Origin of the sequence: Streptomyces hamibioticus (assembly GCF_047946815.1) — a bacterium.
GTDB lineage: Bacteria > Actinomycetota > Actinomycetes > Streptomycetales > Streptomycetaceae > Streptomyces.
This window is the reverse complement of sequence record NZ_JBKKQY010000001.1, coordinates 5737307-5754239: the sequence shown is the minus strand read 5'-3', so window position 1 is coordinate 5754239 and position 16933 is coordinate 5737307. Positions and strand designations below refer to the sequence as shown.

Here is a 16933-nt window from a genome sequence, read left to right as displayed (position 1 = left end):
GGGGACGACGCTCCGGGGCGACCCGGGCGGGGCAAACGCCCGGCCGGGAACCGGCCGCCTTCGCACCGGGGCAGGTGCGGCCCCTCCACGACCCGGGAGCCGGTCCCGTCCACAACCGGGAGCCGATCCGTCCACAGCCGGGAACCAAGCGGAATGCGGCGTTTCCACAGGCCCCCGCGCCGTTCCGGCCCGACTGGCAGACTGGCGCGCCACAGCGCGGAAAGCGCGGTGCGACGGAACGCACGCGAGGAGGTCCGGATGTCCATGGGCGGGAATCTGCGGAGGGTCACCGGTCTCCGCAGCGTCGGCGGCCTGCGCCGGGTGACGCGGCTGGCCCGGCGGCGGCCACGCGTCGATCTGAGTCACCCCGCCCGTTCCCCGCTGGGTTCCTCGGTGGTGAACTGCGTGACCTACCGGGACGGTGTCCGGACCCCGGCGAGCGGCGACCCGGTCGACGCCGTGGAGCAGGTGCGAAGGCTCGGCGCGGGCTTCGTCTGGCTCGGTCTGCACGAGCCGACGGACGAGGAGTTCACCGGCCTCGCGGACCTCTTCCACCTGCACCCCCTGGCGGTCGAGGACGCCGTCGAAGCACATCAGCGCCCGAAGCTGGAGCGGTACGACGAGACGCTCTTCGCCGTGTTCAAGACGGTCGGCCACGTCGAGCACGAGGAGGGGACCGCCACCAGCGAGGTGGTGAGCACCGGCGACATCATGGTGTTCGTCGGCCAGGACTTCGTGGTCACCGTGCAGCACGGACGGCACGGCTCGCTGGGCCCGGTCCGCGAGGAGCTGGAGTCCGATCCGGCACAGCTCGCCAAGGGGCCGTCGGCGGTGCTGCACGCCATCGCGGACCATGTCGTGGACGACTTCCTGACCACCATCGACGCGGTGCAGACGGACGTCGACCTGGTGGAGTCGGAGGTGTTCGCGGAGAACGGCGCCCGGGTGGACCCGGGGCGGATCTACCAGCTCAAGCGTGAACTCCTGGAGCTGAAGCGGGCCGTGGTGCCACTCGGCCGGCCGCTGGAGGAACTCGCCACCCGGCCGATCCGGGTGGTCGCACCCGAGACACGGGCCTACTTCCGGGACGTCTCCGACCACCTGCTGCGCGCCACGGAGCAGATCGCCGCCTTCGACGAACTGCTCAACTCGATCCTTCAGGCGCACCTCGCCCAGGTCACCGTCGCGCAGAACTCGGACATGCGGAAGATCACGGCGTGGGCCGCGATCGTCGCCGTACCGACCATGGTGTGCGGGGTGTACGGCATGAACTTCGACCACATGCCGGAGCTTGGCTGGCGATACGGCTACGGACTGGTCATCGGCGTCATAACCGTCGCCTGCCTGGCGCTGTACCGGGGCTTTCGCCGCAACGGCTGGCTCTGAGACGGCACCCGGGCAGGACACGGGCCGCAGTCCGGTCAGCCGCTCCAGGCGGGATGCCGTGGATCGTCGGCGCGCACCAGGACATCCGCGGCGTCGGCGGGGCCGGTCTCGTGCGCGTAGCGCTCGAAGGCGGGCAGGGTCCAGTGCTCGTCCTCCGGGGTGCGGCGGCGCAGGGCACCGGGGCCGAGGGAGAGATGGACGCTCAGGTCGAAGGGGAACCAGTGCCGCAGGAGGAAGGGACCGTGCAGCAGCAGGAAGCCGCCGAGCGGGAGGGGGACACGGGGACTGCGGGTGGCGCGGTCGGTGACCGGGTCCCAGAGGTCGGGCAGGACGCGTCCGTCGCCGCCGGGTTCGAGCGGGCCGAAGACCTCGCGCCACAGGGCGCCGGTGTCGTACCAGCCGTCGTAATAGGAGTCGACGTCCCGGTGTCCGTACTCCAGGCGGACCGAGGCGGGACGCAGGAAGCCGGCCGTGCCGACGACCAGGGCGGGCCGGCCGCGGACGCGCAGCGCCTCATGGACGCGGCTTGCGAGGTCGCCGGGGCGGGCGGCCGGGGCGCCGTCGAAGGCGATGCGCGGCCAGGGGCTGCCGTCGGCCGGCTCCAGGTCGAGGAGGCGCTCCGCGAGCAGGTCGCCGAGCCGGTCCCACGTGATCGCTTCGAGTCGCACACGGCCCATGATGCGTCAGCCGCCGGGTGGAACGCAGGGGCGGGCCGCCGCAGCGGCACGGGGAATGACCAGGGCATGACCTCTCGCGCGACCGTCCCGACGCCTCCGGTTCCGCCGCCCCCCGTTCCGCCGCCCGCGGCGCCTCCGCCGCGTGCCCCGGCTCGGCCGCCCGGACCGACTCCCCTCCTCCGTCCCGGACTTGTCGTATACCGGCCCGTCAGACGGCGGCACTGCGCGGCGTGCCAACGCGGTCCGCTGCCACTGCTGGTCCTGGAGGAGGGCACCCCCCGGTGCCTGGACTGCGCGGACCTGGGGCACCTGGTGTACCTGCCGCGCGGCGACACCGCCCTGACCCGCAGGTCGCGGGAGGAGAGCACGCTGTCGGCGGTGGTGGTGCGGTTCAACCGGCGCCGGGGCCGGTACGAGCGGCAGGGCGTCCTGGTGGAAGAGGAGGCGCTCGCCCGCGCCGAGCAGCGCTGCCTGGCGGATGCGGAGGCGCGTCGGCGGCGCCGGATGCGGGACGCGGCGCGGCGGGCGGCGCAGGACCTCCGCTTCACGGAGGCGTTCGCGGCGGAGATCCGGCGGCTGTTCCCCAGGTGCCCTGACGAGCGGGCGCGGGCCGTCGCCGCGCACGCGTCGGTGCGGGGCAGCGGGCGGGTGGGCCGGAGCGCGGCGGGGCGCGCCCTGGCCGAGGGCGCGGTGACCTCGGCGGTCGCAGCGTCCGTGCGGCACCTGGACACGCCGTACGACCGGCTGCTGATGAGCGGGGTGCCCCGGCACGAGGCTCGACGACGGATCGCGGCGGAGGTACAGGCGGTCTTGCGGGGCTGGCGGCGAGAGAGCGAAGAGGGAACCGGGCCGTAGCCCGCCTGGACGCCCGGGTATACGCCGGCGCCGCTCGGCCATGGCGCGGGGTCGGCTGCCGCGCTCGACTGACAGTAGTGGGAAGACGGAGGTTCCGGGCGTCGCCCGGGCCCGAAGGGGGAGCTGACACGCCATGATCGACGGACCGTACTTCGTGCTGACCTTGCTGGCTGCGCTCGGGACGGGGCTGGTGGCCGGTGTCTTCACCGGCTTCTCGGCCTTCGTCATGCGCGGCCTCGGCGCCCTGCCCCCGGCGCAGGGCGTCGCCGCGATGCAGGCGGTCAGCAGGGCCGCCGTGACGCCGCCCTTCATGGCGCTGTTCCTCGGCTCGGCGGTGCTGTGCGCGGTGATCGCGGTGACGACGTTCGTGGTGTGGCCGGAGCGGGGGACGGTGGAACTGCTGCTGGGCAGCGCGCTGTACCTGTTCGGGTCGTTCGGCATCACCGTCGCCGCCAACGTGCCCCGCAACGAGGCGCTTCAGCGGCTGGAGCCGGGCGGCGCGGAGGCGGCGGCGTACTGGCCGACGTACATACGCGAGTGGACGACGTGGAACCACGTGCGTACGGTCGCCTCGGCCGCGGCGGCGGTCGCCTACGTGCTCGCCCTCACCTAGGTGTCCCAGCCACGCCCGCCCCTGTCCGCGCATACCGTCCGGCCTGCGAGAAGGCGCTGCCGGCCGCACTGCGCGCGTGGCCGGGCGGACGTATCGTGGCCGGGAGAGTGCCGCCTAACGACGCACGGCCCGCCACCCGCGCACACAAGGAAGACGGCCATGGCCGATCCCAAGGGTTTCCTGACGACGCCCCGCGAGGACTGGCCGCGCAGGCCGGTCGGGGAACGGGTGCGGGACTGGAACGAGGTGTACGCCCCGGGAGCGCTGCTGCCGATCGTCAGCAGGCAGGCAGGCCGCTGCATGGACTGCGGCATCCCCTTCTGTCACCAGGCCTGCCCGCTCGGCAACCTGATCCCCGAGTGGAACGACCTGGTCTCCCGGGAGGACTGGCGGGCGGCGAGCGACCGGCTGCACGCCACGAACAACTTCCCCGAGTTCACGGGCCGGTTGTGCCCGGCCCCGTGTGAGGCGGGCTGCGTGCTGGCGATCAACCAGCCGGCCGTGACCATCAAGAACGTCGAGTGCGCCATCGCCGACCGGGCATGGGAGGAGGGCTTCATCCCGCCCCGGCCACCGGACCGGCTGTCGGGAAGGACGGTGGCCGTGATCGGGTCGGGCCCCACCGGGCTCGCCGCGGCGCAGCAGCTGACCCGGGCGGGACACACCGTGGCCGTGTACGAGCGGGACGACCGCATCGGTGGGCTGATGCGGTACGGCATCCCGGAGTTCAAGATGGAGAAGCGGCATCTGGAGCGGCGCATCGAGCAGATGCGGGCCGAGGGGACGAGGTTCCGCACGTCGACGGCGGTCGGCCGGGACGTCGACGCCGCCGGGCTGCGCAGCCGCTACGACGCGGTCGTGATCGCCACGGGTGCGACGGCGTGGCGGGAACTTCCCGTACCGGGCCGGGAGCTGACGGGCGTTCACCAGGCGATGGAGTACCTGCCACTGGCCAACCGGGTGTGCGCGGGTGATCTGGAGGCCTCCCCGCTGTCGGCCGCCGGCAAGCACGTCGTCATCGTCGGCGGCGGTGACACGGGAGCGGACTGCCTGGGCACGGCGGTGCGCGAGGCCGCCGCGTCCGTGACCCAGCTGGACATCTACGCGCGGCCCGGCACGGCCCGCGACGAGGAGGCGGAGCCCTGGCCGACGTACCCGAGGCTGTACCGGCTGTCGGCGGCGCACGAGGAGGCGTGTGAGCTGCGGTCGGCGCCGGCGGCCGACGCGGACGCACGCCTGTTCGCCGCGTCCACGCTGCGCCTCACCGGCGACACGGACGGGCATGTGCGGTGGCTGCATTTGGTCGGCGTGGACGCGGCGCGCCGCCCGTTGCCGGGCAGCGAGCGGGCCGTCCCCGCCGACCTGGTGCTGCTCGCCCTGGGCTTCTCCGGGCCCGACCGCGGGGACGGGCTCGTCGACCAGCTGGGGCTGGAGCTGGAGCCCCGCGGGACGATCGCGCGGGACGGGCGGTTCGCGACCAACGTCCCCGGCGTGTTCGCCGCCGGCGACGCCGCGCGCGGGCAGTCGCTGATCGTCTGGGCGATCGCGGAGGGGCGGGCGGTGGCCGCGGCCGTCGACCGCCACCTGACCGGCGGCACGACGCGCCTGCCGGCGCCGATCGGGCCCTACGACCGGCCGATGACGGCCTGATCACCGGCCGCCCTCCCTCTCCCGGGCCCTCCCCTTTTTTTCCGCACCCGGCCTCTCCCGGACCCGGCCTCTCCCGGACTCGGCGCCCCGGGCTCCGCCCCTCGGACTCGGCACCCGCCGGCCGTGACTCCCACCGGCCGCGACTCCCGCCGGGAGGCGGTGGTCAACCCGGTGTCAGGTCAGGCTGAGTGCGGCAACACAAGGACTTGGCAACACACCTTCGCGAGGTTCAGGACACCAGGAAGTCCGCCTCTCCGGCCTTCGCCCCCTCGATGAAGGCCGTCATCTCGTCCGAGGTGTAGATCAGCGCGGGCCCGTCCGGATCGGTGGACTGCCGGACGGCGATCCGTCCGTCGGCGAGCTTCATGGCCTCCAGGCAGTTGCCCCCGTTGCCGCCGCTCCACGGCTTGTGCCAGCCCTCGGTGCCCAGCTCCCGCGCGGGCATGCCGTTGTAGATCCGCTCGCCGCGGGACAGCGGCGTGGGCTGGGACGTGATGCGATCCATTCACAGCTCCTTGCGGAGATCCCGGAGGATCTCCTTCGTGCGATGTGCCGTAGCGGCCTGTGCCGCCATGCGGTCCATGACCTCGAGGTGGGTGGCCACCTCGGCGCGCGCGTCCAGGTAGACGGCGCCGGTCAGGTACTCGCTGTAGACCATGTCCGGCAGTTCCGGCATGGCGAATCGGAACAGCACGAAGGGCCCGTACGTGCCGGGGTGCGGCCCGTTGGCGAACGGGACGATCTGCAGGGTCACGTGGGGCAGCTTCGCGGCGTCGAGCAGTCGGCCGATCTGGGCACGCATCACCTCCGGGCCGCCGACCGGGCGACGCAGCACGGTCTCGTCCATGACCACCCACAGCCGGGGCGCGTCCTCGCGGGTGAGCAGTTCCTGCCGTTGCATGCGCAGGGCGACATGGCGCTCGATGTCGTCGGGCCTGGTCTGGCCGATGGCGCCCGACTTCAGCACCCCGCGCGCGTAGTCCTCGGTCTGCAACAGGCCGGGGACGAAGTGGGGTTCGTACGAGCGGATGAGACTGGCCGCGCCCTCCAGGCTGACGTACATGGAGAACCAGCCCGGGAGGATGTCGTGGAACCGCTGCCACCAACCCGGCCTGTTGGCCTCCTCGGCCAGCCGGACGAAGGCGTCGGCCTCCTCGTCGGAGACGCCGTACGCCTTCAGCAGCAGCTGGAGGTACGGGATCTTGAGGGAGACCTCGGCCGTCTCCATACGACGGATCGTGGCCGGGGCGACACGCAGGACGCGCGCGGCCTCCTCGCGCTTCAGCCCGGCGCGCTCCCGCAGGTCCAGCAGGCGTCGGCCGAGGACGACCTGGCCGACCGTCGGCGCAGACCGCGGTTCGCTCACCGCTCCACCTCCATGAAGAGTCCTGGTTCCCGGACGGCACGCCCATACGGCACACCCGGACGGCACGCCCGTACGGCACGGTCAGGCGTACCGCCCGCCGCGGCTCGGCGCCACATGCCGGACGCCCCGCTCCGGGCGCCCGTTCCGGGCACCCCACCCTGGACGCCCGCTCCGGACGCCGTGGTCCCGACGTCCGCACCGTACGGGTCGCCGCGACAACGTGCGGACAGCCCGGCGGCGCCATTCGAAGACCTATTCGAAGGCCTGGGCAGACCTCCGGCGATCCGAACTGGCGCCGCTCGACGTGCTGGTGCGAGCAGTGTGCCATGACCGCTCGCGCCGTCACACTGCACTCTGCAATTTTCAGAGTGACACTTGCCAAGTGTTCACGGCGAGGAGATAGTGGCAAGCGTGATTCCGTCCGCGCCCTTAGGAACAGACGCCACCGCGGGCCCCCACGGCCTCGGCGTCGCCACGGGAGCCGGTCCCTCCGGGACGGCTGCCGAGCGCCGGTTCCGCTTCGAGCTGGCCGCGCACCCGGGTTCCCCCGCACAGGCAAGACGCCTGACGCGTGCCCGGCTGAGCGGCTGGTCCGTGTGCGAGGACACCTGCGACACCGCTGCCCTGGTGGTCTCCGAGCTGGTCACCAACGCGATCGTCCACACCGCGAGCCGGCACATAGTGTGCGAGCTGCACGACGGTGCCGACCTGGTGCGCATAGCCGTCCGCGACGAGGGACACGCGCCGGGTCAGCCCCGGGCCTCGGCCCGCAGCCGTCCCGAGGAGGAACACGGCCGAGGGCTGCTCCTCGTCGACGCCATGTGCCACGCGTGGGGCGCCCACGAGCACGGCCCCGGACTGCTGGTCTGGGCCGAACTGCCCCGCAAGGCGGACGCGCCGCGCGACCCCCGCGAACCCCGCAACGACCTGGGCTGGGGCGCCCGCCCCAAGCCGGGCCCGGCCGGCGACGGCTCGGACAACGAGGACGAGTCGCAGGCACGGGCCCAGACGCCCCGGGGACACCCGCACCAGGCACGGGCCCCGCAGGGACACCCGCCTCAGACGCGGGCCGCGCAGGGGCACCCACCGCAGGCACGCGCGCAGGCACCCGCGGCCCAGGCACGGGCCCCGCAGGCACCCGCGTCCCGCGGACATGCACCGCAGCCCCCCGCCCCCGCGGAGGCACCGACCCGGACGCACCGCAGGGCGGGGGGCGTATGGCTGTGAGGTCTGCCAGGGCCTCGGCCGGTGCCCGCGTGCTCGGCCTGGACACGCTGGTCCGCCTCGAGCGCGGCCTGCACACGCCGGCCACTCCCCGACGGCTTCCCGTGCCGGAGGGCATGACCGCCCCGCTGGGCTGCGACGCGGTGGCGGTGCCCGCCCACCTCGGCCCGCTGGTGATGCCCCGGCTGCCGCGCGTCGGCTGCGTCTACGCCGACGACGCACAGTGGTGGTGGATCGTCCCGTCCGACTCCGACTACGCCATGGAGTGGCCCGCGCCCGCGCAGTACGCCACCGGGGCGGTCGTCCCCGGCCCCTCCGGCGCACCCGGCGTCCCGGGCCTCATCCACCGCCCGGACGGAACGGTTCCGTACACCCCGCCGATTCCGCTCTATCTGGCGCTGTGCCGCGTGACGGGCACGACGCCGAGCTGGTCGCGGCCGCTGAGCGCGTGACTGTCTGGACGAATGCGTGAGCGTCCGGGCGAGGGCGTAAGCCCTCCGGGCGAGCGCGCAAGCCGCCCGGGTGGGCACGGAGGCCGCCCGGGTGGGCACGGAGACGTCCGGGTGGGCACGGAGACGTCCGGGTGGGCACGGAGCCGCCCGGGTGGGCACGGAGACGTCCGGCACGCACGCCCTTCACCCCGCGCACACCCCGTCCGCCACTGCCCGGCCGGGTGTGCGCCCGCGCGCTTCCGCCTCCCCCGTGCACGCCCTGCCCCGCCTCCGCCACCCCCGCCATAGTGGCCGTTCGTCCACGATCGGGATCGGGGAGGCCGAGGGTGCGAAAGAAGCGCGGCGCGGAGCCGGCCGGGGTGTCGGAGTCGGAGCGGCTGCTGTTCGGCGGACCGCTGCGGTACGACATGGGCTGGAACCAGCACGCCGACGCCTTCCTGGAGCTGGATTTCCGGGCGATGCTGCGCCGGCTGCCGTCCCTGCTGGCGGCCAGCCTCCGGCTCGCCCGGCAGGCCGACCCGCGGGCGGCCCGGACGGTGATGGCGACGGAGGTGGGCCGGGGCCTGGCGCAGGCGGTGAGCCTGCTCGCGGTCAACAGCGTGCTGGGCCGGCTGCTGGCCGGCGGCCCGATCGAGGAGCGGCTGCGCGGCGCCCTGCCCGCACTGGTCACAGTGGCCGCCATGATGCTGCTCGCGGCCCTGCTGCGGGCGACCTCGACGTACGCCACCGGGCGACTGGAGCCCAAGGTGGAGCGGGTGGCGACGGAACGCTATCTGGAGCGCGCGGCGGCGGTGGAGCTGAGCGCGATCGAGGACCACGCCTTCCACAAGCTGCTGGACACCGCCCAGTACGGCGCCTCCTCGGCCCGTCGGATGATCATGTACGGCACGCGCGTGGTGAACGCGGTGATCTCGCTGATCGCGGCGGCCGGTGTACTGACCGTGCTGCACCCGGTGCTGCTGCCGCTGCTGGTGACGATGACCCTGCCGAGCGCCTGGAGCGCGCTGACGATGGCCCGCCGCCGGTACGAGTCCTTCCACGCCTGGGTGCAGCACGCGCGCGCGGGGCGGCTGCTCGGCAACCTGCTGATCGAGCCCGAGGCCGCCCCGGAGATCCGGGTGCACGGCGTGGGCGCCTTCCTGCTGGGGCACTTCCGTGCGATGTCGGAGACCGCGGAGGCGGAACAGGCCCGGCTGGCCGGACTTGCGGCCCGTACCGGTCTGATCGCGGCGGCCTGGACGGGGCTGGCGACGGCGGCGACGTACGCGACGCTGGGCGGGCTGCTGCTCGGCGGCGCGATGGCGCTGTCCGTGGCGGGCACGGCCGTGATCGCGATCCGCACCGGCTCGCAGAGTCTGGAGACCCTGGTCGTGGAGGTGAACGCGCTGCACGAGGAGGCGCTGTTCGTCGGCGACCTGGAACGGCTGTACGTGGAGGCGGCCAAGCGGGCGATCCCGGTCGGCGGCGCTGCGCTGCCCGAGGAACCGCGCGAGATCCGATTCGAGAACGTCACGTTCCGCTATCCGGGGGACGCCGCCCGGCCGGCGCTCGACGACGTCTCGCTCGTCCTCCCGACGGGCCGGATCGTGGCGCTGGTCGGGGAGAACGGCTCCGGCAAGACCACCCTGGTCAAGCTGCTCGCCGGCCTCTACACCCCGGACCGCGGCCGGATCGTGTGGGACGGCGTGGACGCCGCGACGGCGGACCGGCAGGCGCTCGCCGAGCGGGTCGCGATGGTGGCGCAGGACTTCAAGCGGTGGCCGTTCACCGCGCGGGTGAACGTCGCCGTGGGCCGCGCCTCGGTCCCCCTGAACGACGCGCACGTGGCCGACGCGGTCACCGAGGCCGGGGCCGAGGACGTGGTCGCGGATCTGCCCCGCGGGCTGGACACCCTGCTGGCGCGCAACTTCAGCGGCGGCCACCAGCTGTCCGGCGGGCAGTGGCAGCGGCTCGGGATCGCCCGCGCCGCCTACCGGCGGGGACGGATCCTCGTCGTGGACGAGCCGACGGCGGCGCTGGACGCGCGGGCGGAGCTGGAGATCTTCGAGAAGATCCGCGCCCTGGCCGGCAGTGGCCAGACGGTCGTCCTGATCACCCACCGGCTGGCGTCGGTGCGCCACGCGGACCTGGTGCACGTCCTGGACCAGGGCCGGCTGGTGGAGTCCGGGACGCCCGACGAGCTGCTCGCCTCCGGCGGCGTCTACGCGGAGCTGTACTCCCTCCAGGCGGACCAGTTCGCGAAGGCGCCGGTGCCCGCTCCCAAGGCGGGCTGAGGCGGGCCGGGCCGGCAGCGGGCACGGGGCAAGCCTGGCAGCGGGCGCGAGTGGGCCTGGCGGGCGGGCACGGGGAGCTCAGGCCGCGGCGTCACCGGCCGCGTCGCCGGCCCGGACGATCACCAGGAACATGTCCGTCGAGAGATCCATCACGACCTCGGCGGGCAGGCCCTCGGCGCGCCGCGCATGAGCGAACTCCTCCGCGGGCCAGGAGCCACGAGGCCCGCCGGCGGGAAAGCGTTCGAGCACCGTTCGCCCGTTCACCCTGCACCTCCATGTAGCGCTGTACTCGTAGAGTTAAACGCCAACCATGAGGTGAACGCCTCGCGAAGTGATGGTACTGAGACGAAGTTGACATTCGTTCACCGCAAAGAGTGATGAACATCTCAGCTGTTCGGCCGTTTTCGTGACGCTGCGTATCAGTCCTCGTACTCGTCGTGGTATCGGATGCGGTCACTTCCCGCAGGCGCCCCGAGAGCGGACGCGCGCCCCTCCGGTTCCTCCCACGCCTCCTGCCGGCCGAGCGCGGTCAGGTCGAGGAGGCTGGTGGTCGAGCCCAGGCCGTCCAGGCCGCGTTCGTAGGTCGAGTACGTGTGGAAGACCCGGTCGCCGTCGCGCAGGAAGCAGCTCAGGCCCGGCCGCTCCACCGACTCGCCCGCGCGTTCGAGGGTCACCTCGAAGTCCGTGTTGAAGTCGCTGACGTACGACGAGTACCAGGGCAGCGTCCAGCCCATCCGCGCCTTGAACGGCAGGATCCTGGTGTACGGCGCCCGGGACACGACGGCGAACGACGTGTCGCGCGCCCGCAGATGCGCCAGATGTCCGATCTGGTCCAGGAACGCCGAGCAACTGCGGCAGCCGGCGTCCCACTCGGGGGCGAACATGAAGTGGTGGACGACGAGCTGCCGCCGCCCCTCGAAGAGGTCGAGCAGGGCTGCCTTCCCGTCGCCGCCCTCGAAGACGTACTCCTTGTCGATCTCCACCATGGGCAGTCCGCGCCGCTCGGCGTTGAGCGCGTCACGCGCGCGCGTGGCCGCCTTCTCCTTGGCCAGTAAGGCCTCGCGCGCCGCGCGCCAGGCATCGCGCGAAACGATCTCGGGAAGCGACATGGGGCTCCTCCTGTGCAACGGTCCGTCCGGGGGTGGTGACCGGCGGGAGGAGCCGAACTCATCGCGATGCGGCAAGAATTTTTTTGCGGGCCCCGCCCACCAGGGCTCCCGGGTCCAGCAGGGCTTGCCCAGCGGGACTCGCCGACCGCTCACCCGCTCTTTCTCAGGTGTCGTACTCCTGGATGCGCCGGCCGTGGCCGCGGTCGGTGAGGGCGGGCAGCCGCTCCCCCAGCTCACGGACCACCGCGGGGACGTCGAGTGTGAGCAGTCGCCGGTCCCGCATGAGCACCCGCCCGTCGACGATCGTGGTCCGGACGTCGGAGGACCGGGCGCTGTGCACGAGGGTGGCGGCGAGGTCGTGGACCGGCTGGGTGTGCGGTCCGGTGAGGTCCACGAGGACGAGGTCGGCCCGCCGCCCCGGCGCGATGCTGCCGACGCTCTCGCCCAGGCCGACCGCGCGGGCGCTCTGCAGCGTGGCGTGGTGCAGGGCCTGACGTGAGGTCAGCCATCTGGGGTCGCGCTCGGTCGACTTCTGGATCAGGGCGGTGAGCGCCATCGACTCCCACACGTCCAGGGAGTTGTTGGAGGCGGCGCCGTCCGTGGCGAGCCCGACGGGGACGCCGATCTCGCGCAGGGCACGTACGGGCGTGGTGGTGGGCCAGGCGAACTTCAGGTATCCGCGCGGCGCGCTCGCCACGGCCGTACGTCCTCCCGCGCGCGCGAGAACGGGCAGATCGCGCTCGACGATGCCGGTGCCGTGCGCGATGAGCACGTCGGTACCGAGGATTCCGGTCCGTTCCAGGACCTCGATCGGGGTGCGGCCGTGCCGGGCGAGGCCGGCGGCGGTCTGGTCGCGGTTCTCGGCGGCGTGCAGATGCACGGGCAGGCCGTGCTCGTGGGCGAGGTCGGCGGTGGCGGCGAGGTCGGCCTCGGTCACGGTGTAGGGGGCGTGCGGGGCGAGGGCGGTGGTGATCCGGCCGCCGGCGGCGCCCCGGTGGTGCAATGCGAACTCCAGGGACCTCGCGCGCCCTTCCGGGCCCTGGGAGGAGAAGTACGCCTCCCCGAGGACCGCCCGCATCCCGCACTCGGCGACGACGCCGGCGACGGCGTCCATGGCGAAGTAGTGGTCCGCGAAGCAGGTCACGCCGGCCCGGATCATCTCGGCGCAGGCGAGCCGCGCGCCCAGCTCGACGTCCCTGGTGGTCAGGTTGGCCTCGACGGGCCATACGACCTCGTGGAACCACTCCTCAGTGGGCAGGTCCTCGGCGAGGCCGCGCAGGGCGACCATCGGCGCGTGCGTGTGGGAGTTGATCAGTCCGGGCAGGGCGACCTGGCCGCGGGCGTCGATGCGTTCGGCGGCGGGGACGTCGCGGACGGCTCCGGCGGTCGTCACGGACTCGACGGCACCGTCCCGGACGACGATGCCCGCCTCCCCCTGGAAGCCGATCCGCTCCTGTGCGTCGTGGACGAGGACGGTACAGCCGGTGATGACGAGGTCCGCGGGGTGCGTCATGGGGACAACGTACGGCGCGGAGGGCGGGCCGGGGCCGCTACCCGGCCAACGGCAGGCCGGGGAGCCGCAGCGCCACCCGCTCCCGTCGCCGGGCGAGTTCGTCGCGCAGCTCGGCGAGCCGCCGGACGTGGCGGGGTGTGAGGCGACCGGTGTCGTCGAGGTGCACGGCGCAGGCGGTGGTGGTGTCGACGAGGAGTTCGAGGGTGGCGGCGAGGTCGTCGGCGCCCTCGGAGTGCCGGGCGAGGGCGGGCAGTTCGGCGGCGGCGAGGGCGATCGCGGTACGGGCCTCGGCCAGCGTTCGGTAGGCCTCCCGGCGCAGCGTCCAGCGCGTGGCACGGTCGTCGGACTCGCTGAGCACATGGGCGAGGTAGGCGTGGGCGGCGGCGCCCGCCGCCGTGAGCCGGGCCCGGACGCCGCCGCCGCGCTGTCCCGGCATCGGCAGATGGCCGGCGATCAGCACGATCGCGCAGGCCAGCAGGGTCTCGCCGATGCGACCGGCCGAGGCCTGCGGTTCCCCGCCGACCATCACCAGGGCCAGGACGAGGACGGTGACGACGGCGGTCTGGGCGGCGAAGTGCCGGGCGGCGACGGGGATGAGGGCACCGCAGACCGCGACGAGCGCGACGAGGCCCCCCGGGTGGGGCAGCACGGCGGCGCAGGCGGCGAACAGCAGCGCCCCGAGCACGGTTCCGGCGGCGCGGCACAGCACCCGGGACACCAGCGGCCCGAGGTCGGGCTTGACCAGGAAGACGGCGGTGGCGGGCAGCCAGTACCAGTGCTGGTGCTGTCCGTACCAGTGGGCGTGGTGCAGAGCCTGGGCGACGGCGGCGCCGGCCCCGAAGCAGAGGGCGACCCGCAGTCCGTACTCGCGTCCGCCGGCACCGAGGACCGTGCGCGCCAGGGCGGCTGGCGACCGTCGGCGGGTGTGCAGGTCGCCGCCGGGGCCACCCGCGTCGAACACCTCGGCGGCGTGCAGCAGGGCGTCGTCGAGGGCACGGAGGGCGGGCACCGACCGGGAGGGGGCGGGCAGCGGCCCGGTGTGCGTGCCGCCGCGCACGGCCGCGGCCAGCCGCCGGGGACCCGCACCGGCCCGTGCCGGGACCGCCTCCCCCGCCCAGGCGAGCGCGGTCGCGGCCTCGGCGAGGGGCAGGGCGGCGGCGTACTGCGCGTGCAGCCGCCGCTCGGCCGCGGACGAGGCGTGCCGGCGCAGTCGCGGCCCGGCGAGCGCGTCCTGCGCCTGGTCCAGGGCGGCGGTGAGCGCGGCGCGGCGGGCGAGGGCGTGTTCCGTGCCGGCGGCGTCGAGGAGCGCGGCGACGGCGTCGTAGACACCGGCGACGGCCGCCCGCTCCCCGTCGAAGCGGAAGCCGCCGTTCAGCGAACCGGGCGTGGGCAGGGCCAGCCGCAGCACCAGCAGCCACCCGGCCCCGGCGAGAAAGGCGAGCACCCGCTGCCACCCGGTCTCGGGCAGCGGCATCCCGGCCCCGACGGCGCCGGCGACCAGCAGCTGAGTACCGGCGCCGGACGCCACGGGCCCGACGGCGCTGATGCCTCCGGCGACGAGCCCGAGCAGGGTCAGTACGAGGGTCAGCGCGACGGCCCCGAGGTGCTCACCGGCGTAGGTGCCGACGAACAGCCCGGTGGCGCCCGCGAGCGCGGGCAACCCGATCCGCCGGACGGAGGCCCGCCGACTGCCCGGCCGGTCGTTGATCCCGGCCAGCATCGCGGCGATGGCGGCGACCACACCGACGGAGGCGTGGCCGGCGAGTACGGCGACGAACAGCAGCGGCCCGCCGGCCAGCGCCCCCCTGACGACCGCACTCCAGGGCACGGGCCCGCGCTGGGTCCGGAAGGCGTGGGCGAGCCAGGGCGGAAGCGCGCGGGCGGCACGGCGACCGGGGTGTGCGACGTCTGCTCGGCGAGCGAGTTGTGCGGTGTCGGGGCGTGCGGTGTCTGCTCGGCGGCCGGGGTGTGCGGGGCGGGGCACGGGTGGCGGGGCTCCTGTCGTCACGGCGGGGCGCGGTGAGCCTGCGGACGACGGTGGCCGGGCCGGGGTGTGCTGTCCAGGGTAGGGGGTGTTCTCGGCGCGGAGGGAACGGACGCATTGCGGGCCTGTGACGGCCGACGCGCCCCCGTACCTGTTGCCGCGAGCGGGACCGTGCCCGGGCAGGGTACCCGCCCACCCCCACACGGTCCGGCTGCCTCACACGATCCGATCACCTCACACGATCCGACTACCTCGCACGGGCCGACTCCACTGCCCGGCCGAACAGCGTCTCGGCCTCCTGGACCGCCCGGACCAGCGCCTCGGGGTCCGGTGACAGCCCGGCCAGGAGCGAGTCGGCGTCGCGCAGCCCCGCCCTTTCGACGAGTCCCTTCTCGTTGGTGACCCACTCCCCGCGCGCCGCCAGTACCGCGTGCGCCGTCTGGGTCGCGGCGAGGGCGATCGCGCCCGCGACCTGAGTGACGGCGCCCTTGGGGGCGTGGCCGGCCTTGGCGTAGGCGAGGGTGGCCGTGGCCATGCCGTGCCAGTGCTCGGGGGCGGTGCGGCGCAGCGCCTGCGGGTAGGCGGGGCGGGGCAGTTCGCCGCGCAGCACCTCGTTGACCGCCAGTTCGGCGACGACCAGGTACGTCGGGATGCCCGCGAGGTGGAACATCAGCGGCTCGACACGGAAGCGGCCCGCCTCCGCCTCCGTCACCTCGTGCTCGACGACGTCCAGGTCGCGGTAGTGCACGTCGACCCGCCGTCCGTCGACGGTCAGCCAGGCGCCCCCGTTGAAGACGCCGCCGCCCCAGGCGCCGAGTTCGCAGACCTCGCCCTCCCAGCCGACGGCGCGCAGGTCGGCCGGGGCGAAGGGGCCTCGGTAATAGATCGCCAGGTCCCAGTCACTGCCGGGGCCGTGGGTGCCCTGCGCGCGGGAGCCGCCGAGGGCGACCGCGCGGACGGCGGGCAGAGCGGCGAGACGGGCGGCGGTGGCGTCGAGGAAGGCGTGATCGGTGAGGGAGTGCACGGGAGGTGGGCTCCTGCCGGTCAGGGGCGATTGTCAGTGGTGCGCGGTATCAATGGAGTCGTCACTCACTGTGACGACGCCGGAATGATGGCAGGGCGGGAGCCGAGGCGCACCCGCCTTTCGGCGGCCGGAGTGCGGTCAGGTGCCGGGGCATGGAGGGGCGGGGCGAAATTCGGATGCGGATGTGGGCCCGGGTACGGACGATCAAGGCGCCGGGCGGGGCGTGCACCGCTCGCCGCCCCGCAGCGCCCCCTGGGGGACGGTGGTTCGCGATGACGATGAAGGAGATGCCCCGTGAGCGGTGAGAAGCCGGTCTTCCTGCGGCGGGCCGCCGTCCCGGATGCCGCCGCCGCGGCCGAGGTGTGGCTGCGTTCCTTCGCCGCCTCGCTGCCCACCGTCGTCAGACCCCGCTCCGACGACGAGGTGCGCGGCTACTTCCGCGACTTCGTGGTGCCCTCGCTGGAGACATGGGTCGCGGAGTCACCGGATGCGGGCCCGGACGGGATTGTCGGCGTGATGGTGCTCGACGGAGAGTGGCTGGCCCAGCTGTACCTCGATCCCGCGCGGCGCGGGCGCGGCATCGGCGACCGGTTCGTCGCACTGGCCAAGGAGCGCCGGCCTCATGGGCTGAGCCTGTGGACCTTCCAGGTCAACGGCCCCGCCCGGCGCTTCTACGAGCGCCACGGCTTCGTCGCCGCCGAGTTCACGGACGGCGCCCGCAACGAGGAACGGGAACCGGACGTGCGGTACGCGTGGCGCCCGTGAGAGCACCGGTCGCCACCAGGGTCCGCCATGCCGTGGCCGTGG

At 74.0% G+C, this 16933-nt stretch carries 15 protein-coding genes and 1 pseudogene; 8 read left to right on the top strand and 8 right to left on the bottom strand.

The window, feature by feature from the left end; translation table 11 throughout:
• The first annotated feature begins 258 nt into the window (after positions 1–258).
• A complete protein-coding gene (locus ACLGIH_RS26085; protein WP_416529476.1) occupies positions 259–1386 on the top strand; it encodes a magnesium and cobalt transport protein CorA in 1128 nt (375 codons plus the stop codon).
• Positions 1387–1421: 35 nt separating this feature from the next.
• Here the strand turns inward: ACLGIH_RS26085 and ACLGIH_RS26080 are convergent, their stop codons facing one another.
• Positions 1422–2063, bottom strand: coding sequence for a nucleoside/nucleotide kinase family protein (locus ACLGIH_RS26080; RefSeq protein WP_416527718.1), 642 nt, complete (start codon positions 2061–2063; stop codon positions 1422–1424).
• Positions 2064–2129: 66 nt separating this feature from the next.
• Between ACLGIH_RS26080 and ACLGIH_RS26075 the strand changes: the two genes are divergently transcribed.
• The 3 genes from ACLGIH_RS26075 (at position 2130) to ACLGIH_RS26065 (ending at position 5181) form a co-directional block, all read left to right on the top strand.
• Entirely contained in the window at positions 2130–2918 is a 789-nt protein-coding gene (locus ACLGIH_RS26075; RefSeq protein ID WP_416527717.1) for a DUF2293 domain-containing protein, read from the top strand.
• A 133-nt stretch (positions 2919–3051) separates the two neighbouring features.
• The gene (locus ACLGIH_RS26070; RefSeq protein ID WP_416527716.1) at positions 3052–3531 is read left to right on the top strand and encodes an anthrone oxygenase family protein; all 480 of its coding nucleotides are present in this window, start codon (positions 3052–3054) and stop codon (positions 3529–3531) included.
• Positions 3532–3690: 159 nt separating this feature from the next.
• On the top strand, positions 3691–5181 hold the full coding sequence (locus ACLGIH_RS26065; protein ID WP_416527715.1) for a glutamate synthase subunit beta: 1491 nt from the start codon (positions 3691–3693) through the stop codon (positions 5179–5181).
• A gap of 229 nt (positions 5182–5410) precedes the next feature.
• Here ACLGIH_RS26065 and ACLGIH_RS26060 read toward each other — a convergent pair whose 3' ends face one another.
• Positions 5411–5686, bottom strand: a complete 276-nt coding sequence (locus tag ACLGIH_RS26060) for a DUF397 domain-containing protein (RefSeq protein ID WP_416527714.1) — start codon at positions 5684–5686, stop codon at positions 5411–5413.
• Positions 5687–6547, bottom strand: coding sequence for a helix-turn-helix domain-containing protein (locus ACLGIH_RS26055; RefSeq protein ID WP_416527713.1), 861 nt, complete (start codon positions 6545–6547; stop codon positions 5687–5689).
• Between the two features lie 375 nt (positions 6548–6922).
• Here ACLGIH_RS26055 and ACLGIH_RS26050 point away from each other — a divergent pair.
• From ACLGIH_RS26050 to ACLGIH_RS26040, 3 genes and pseudogenes are all read left to right on the top strand, one after another.
• Positions 6923–7552 (top strand): annotated as a pseudogene (locus tag ACLGIH_RS26050) (ATP-binding protein); the annotation flags it as partial.
• 212 nt (positions 7553–7764) lie between these two features.
• Positions 7765–8223: a hypothetical protein gene (locus ACLGIH_RS26045; protein ID WP_416527712.1), complete on the top strand. Its 459-nt coding sequence runs from the start codon at positions 7765–7767 to the stop codon at positions 8221–8223.
• 407 nt (positions 8224–8630) lie between these two features.
• Positions 8631–10496 carry an ABC transporter ATP-binding protein gene (locus tag ACLGIH_RS26040; protein WP_416529475.1) on the top strand — a complete coding sequence of 622 codons (1866 nt, stop codon included), beginning with the start codon at positions 8631–8633 and terminating at the stop codon, positions 10494–10496.
• Positions 10497–10574: 78 nt separating this feature from the next.
• On the opposite strand, the gene ACLGIH_RS26035 is transcribed toward ACLGIH_RS26040, so the two are convergent.
• From ACLGIH_RS26035 to ACLGIH_RS26015, 5 genes are all read right to left on the bottom strand, one after another.
• Positions 10575–10760, bottom strand: a complete 186-nt coding sequence (locus ACLGIH_RS26035; RefSeq protein ID WP_416527711.1) for a hypothetical protein — start codon at positions 10758–10760, stop codon at positions 10575–10577.
• A gap of 155 nt (positions 10761–10915) precedes the next feature.
• The gene (locus ACLGIH_RS26030) at positions 10916–11605 is read right to left on the bottom strand and encodes a DUF899 domain-containing protein (protein WP_416527710.1); all 690 of its coding nucleotides are present in this window, start codon (positions 11603–11605) and stop codon (positions 10916–10918) included.
• Positions 11606–11768: 163 nt separating this feature from the next.
• On the bottom strand, positions 11769–13118 hold the full coding sequence (locus tag ACLGIH_RS26025) for an amidohydrolase (RefSeq protein ID WP_416527709.1): 1350 nt from the start codon (positions 13116–13118) through the stop codon (positions 11769–11771).
• A 37-nt stretch (positions 13119–13155) separates the two neighbouring features.
• Complete coding sequence (locus tag ACLGIH_RS26020; protein ID WP_416527708.1) at positions 13156–14946, bottom strand: FUSC family protein; 1791 nt, start codon at positions 14944–14946, stop codon at positions 13156–13158.
• Positions 14947–15349: 403 nt separating this feature from the next.
• A complete protein-coding gene (locus tag ACLGIH_RS26015) occupies positions 15350–16126 on the bottom strand; it encodes a nucleotidyltransferase domain-containing protein (RefSeq protein WP_416527707.1) in 777 nt (258 codons plus the stop codon).
• Between the two features lie 294 nt (positions 16127–16420).
• On the opposite strand from ACLGIH_RS26015, the gene ACLGIH_RS26010 reads away from it, so the two are divergent.
• Positions 16421–16891: a GNAT family N-acetyltransferase gene (locus tag ACLGIH_RS26010; protein WP_416527706.1), complete on the top strand. Its 471-nt coding sequence runs from the start codon at positions 16421–16423 to the stop codon at positions 16889–16891.
• The last annotated feature ends 42 nt before the right edge of the window (positions 16892–16933 follow it).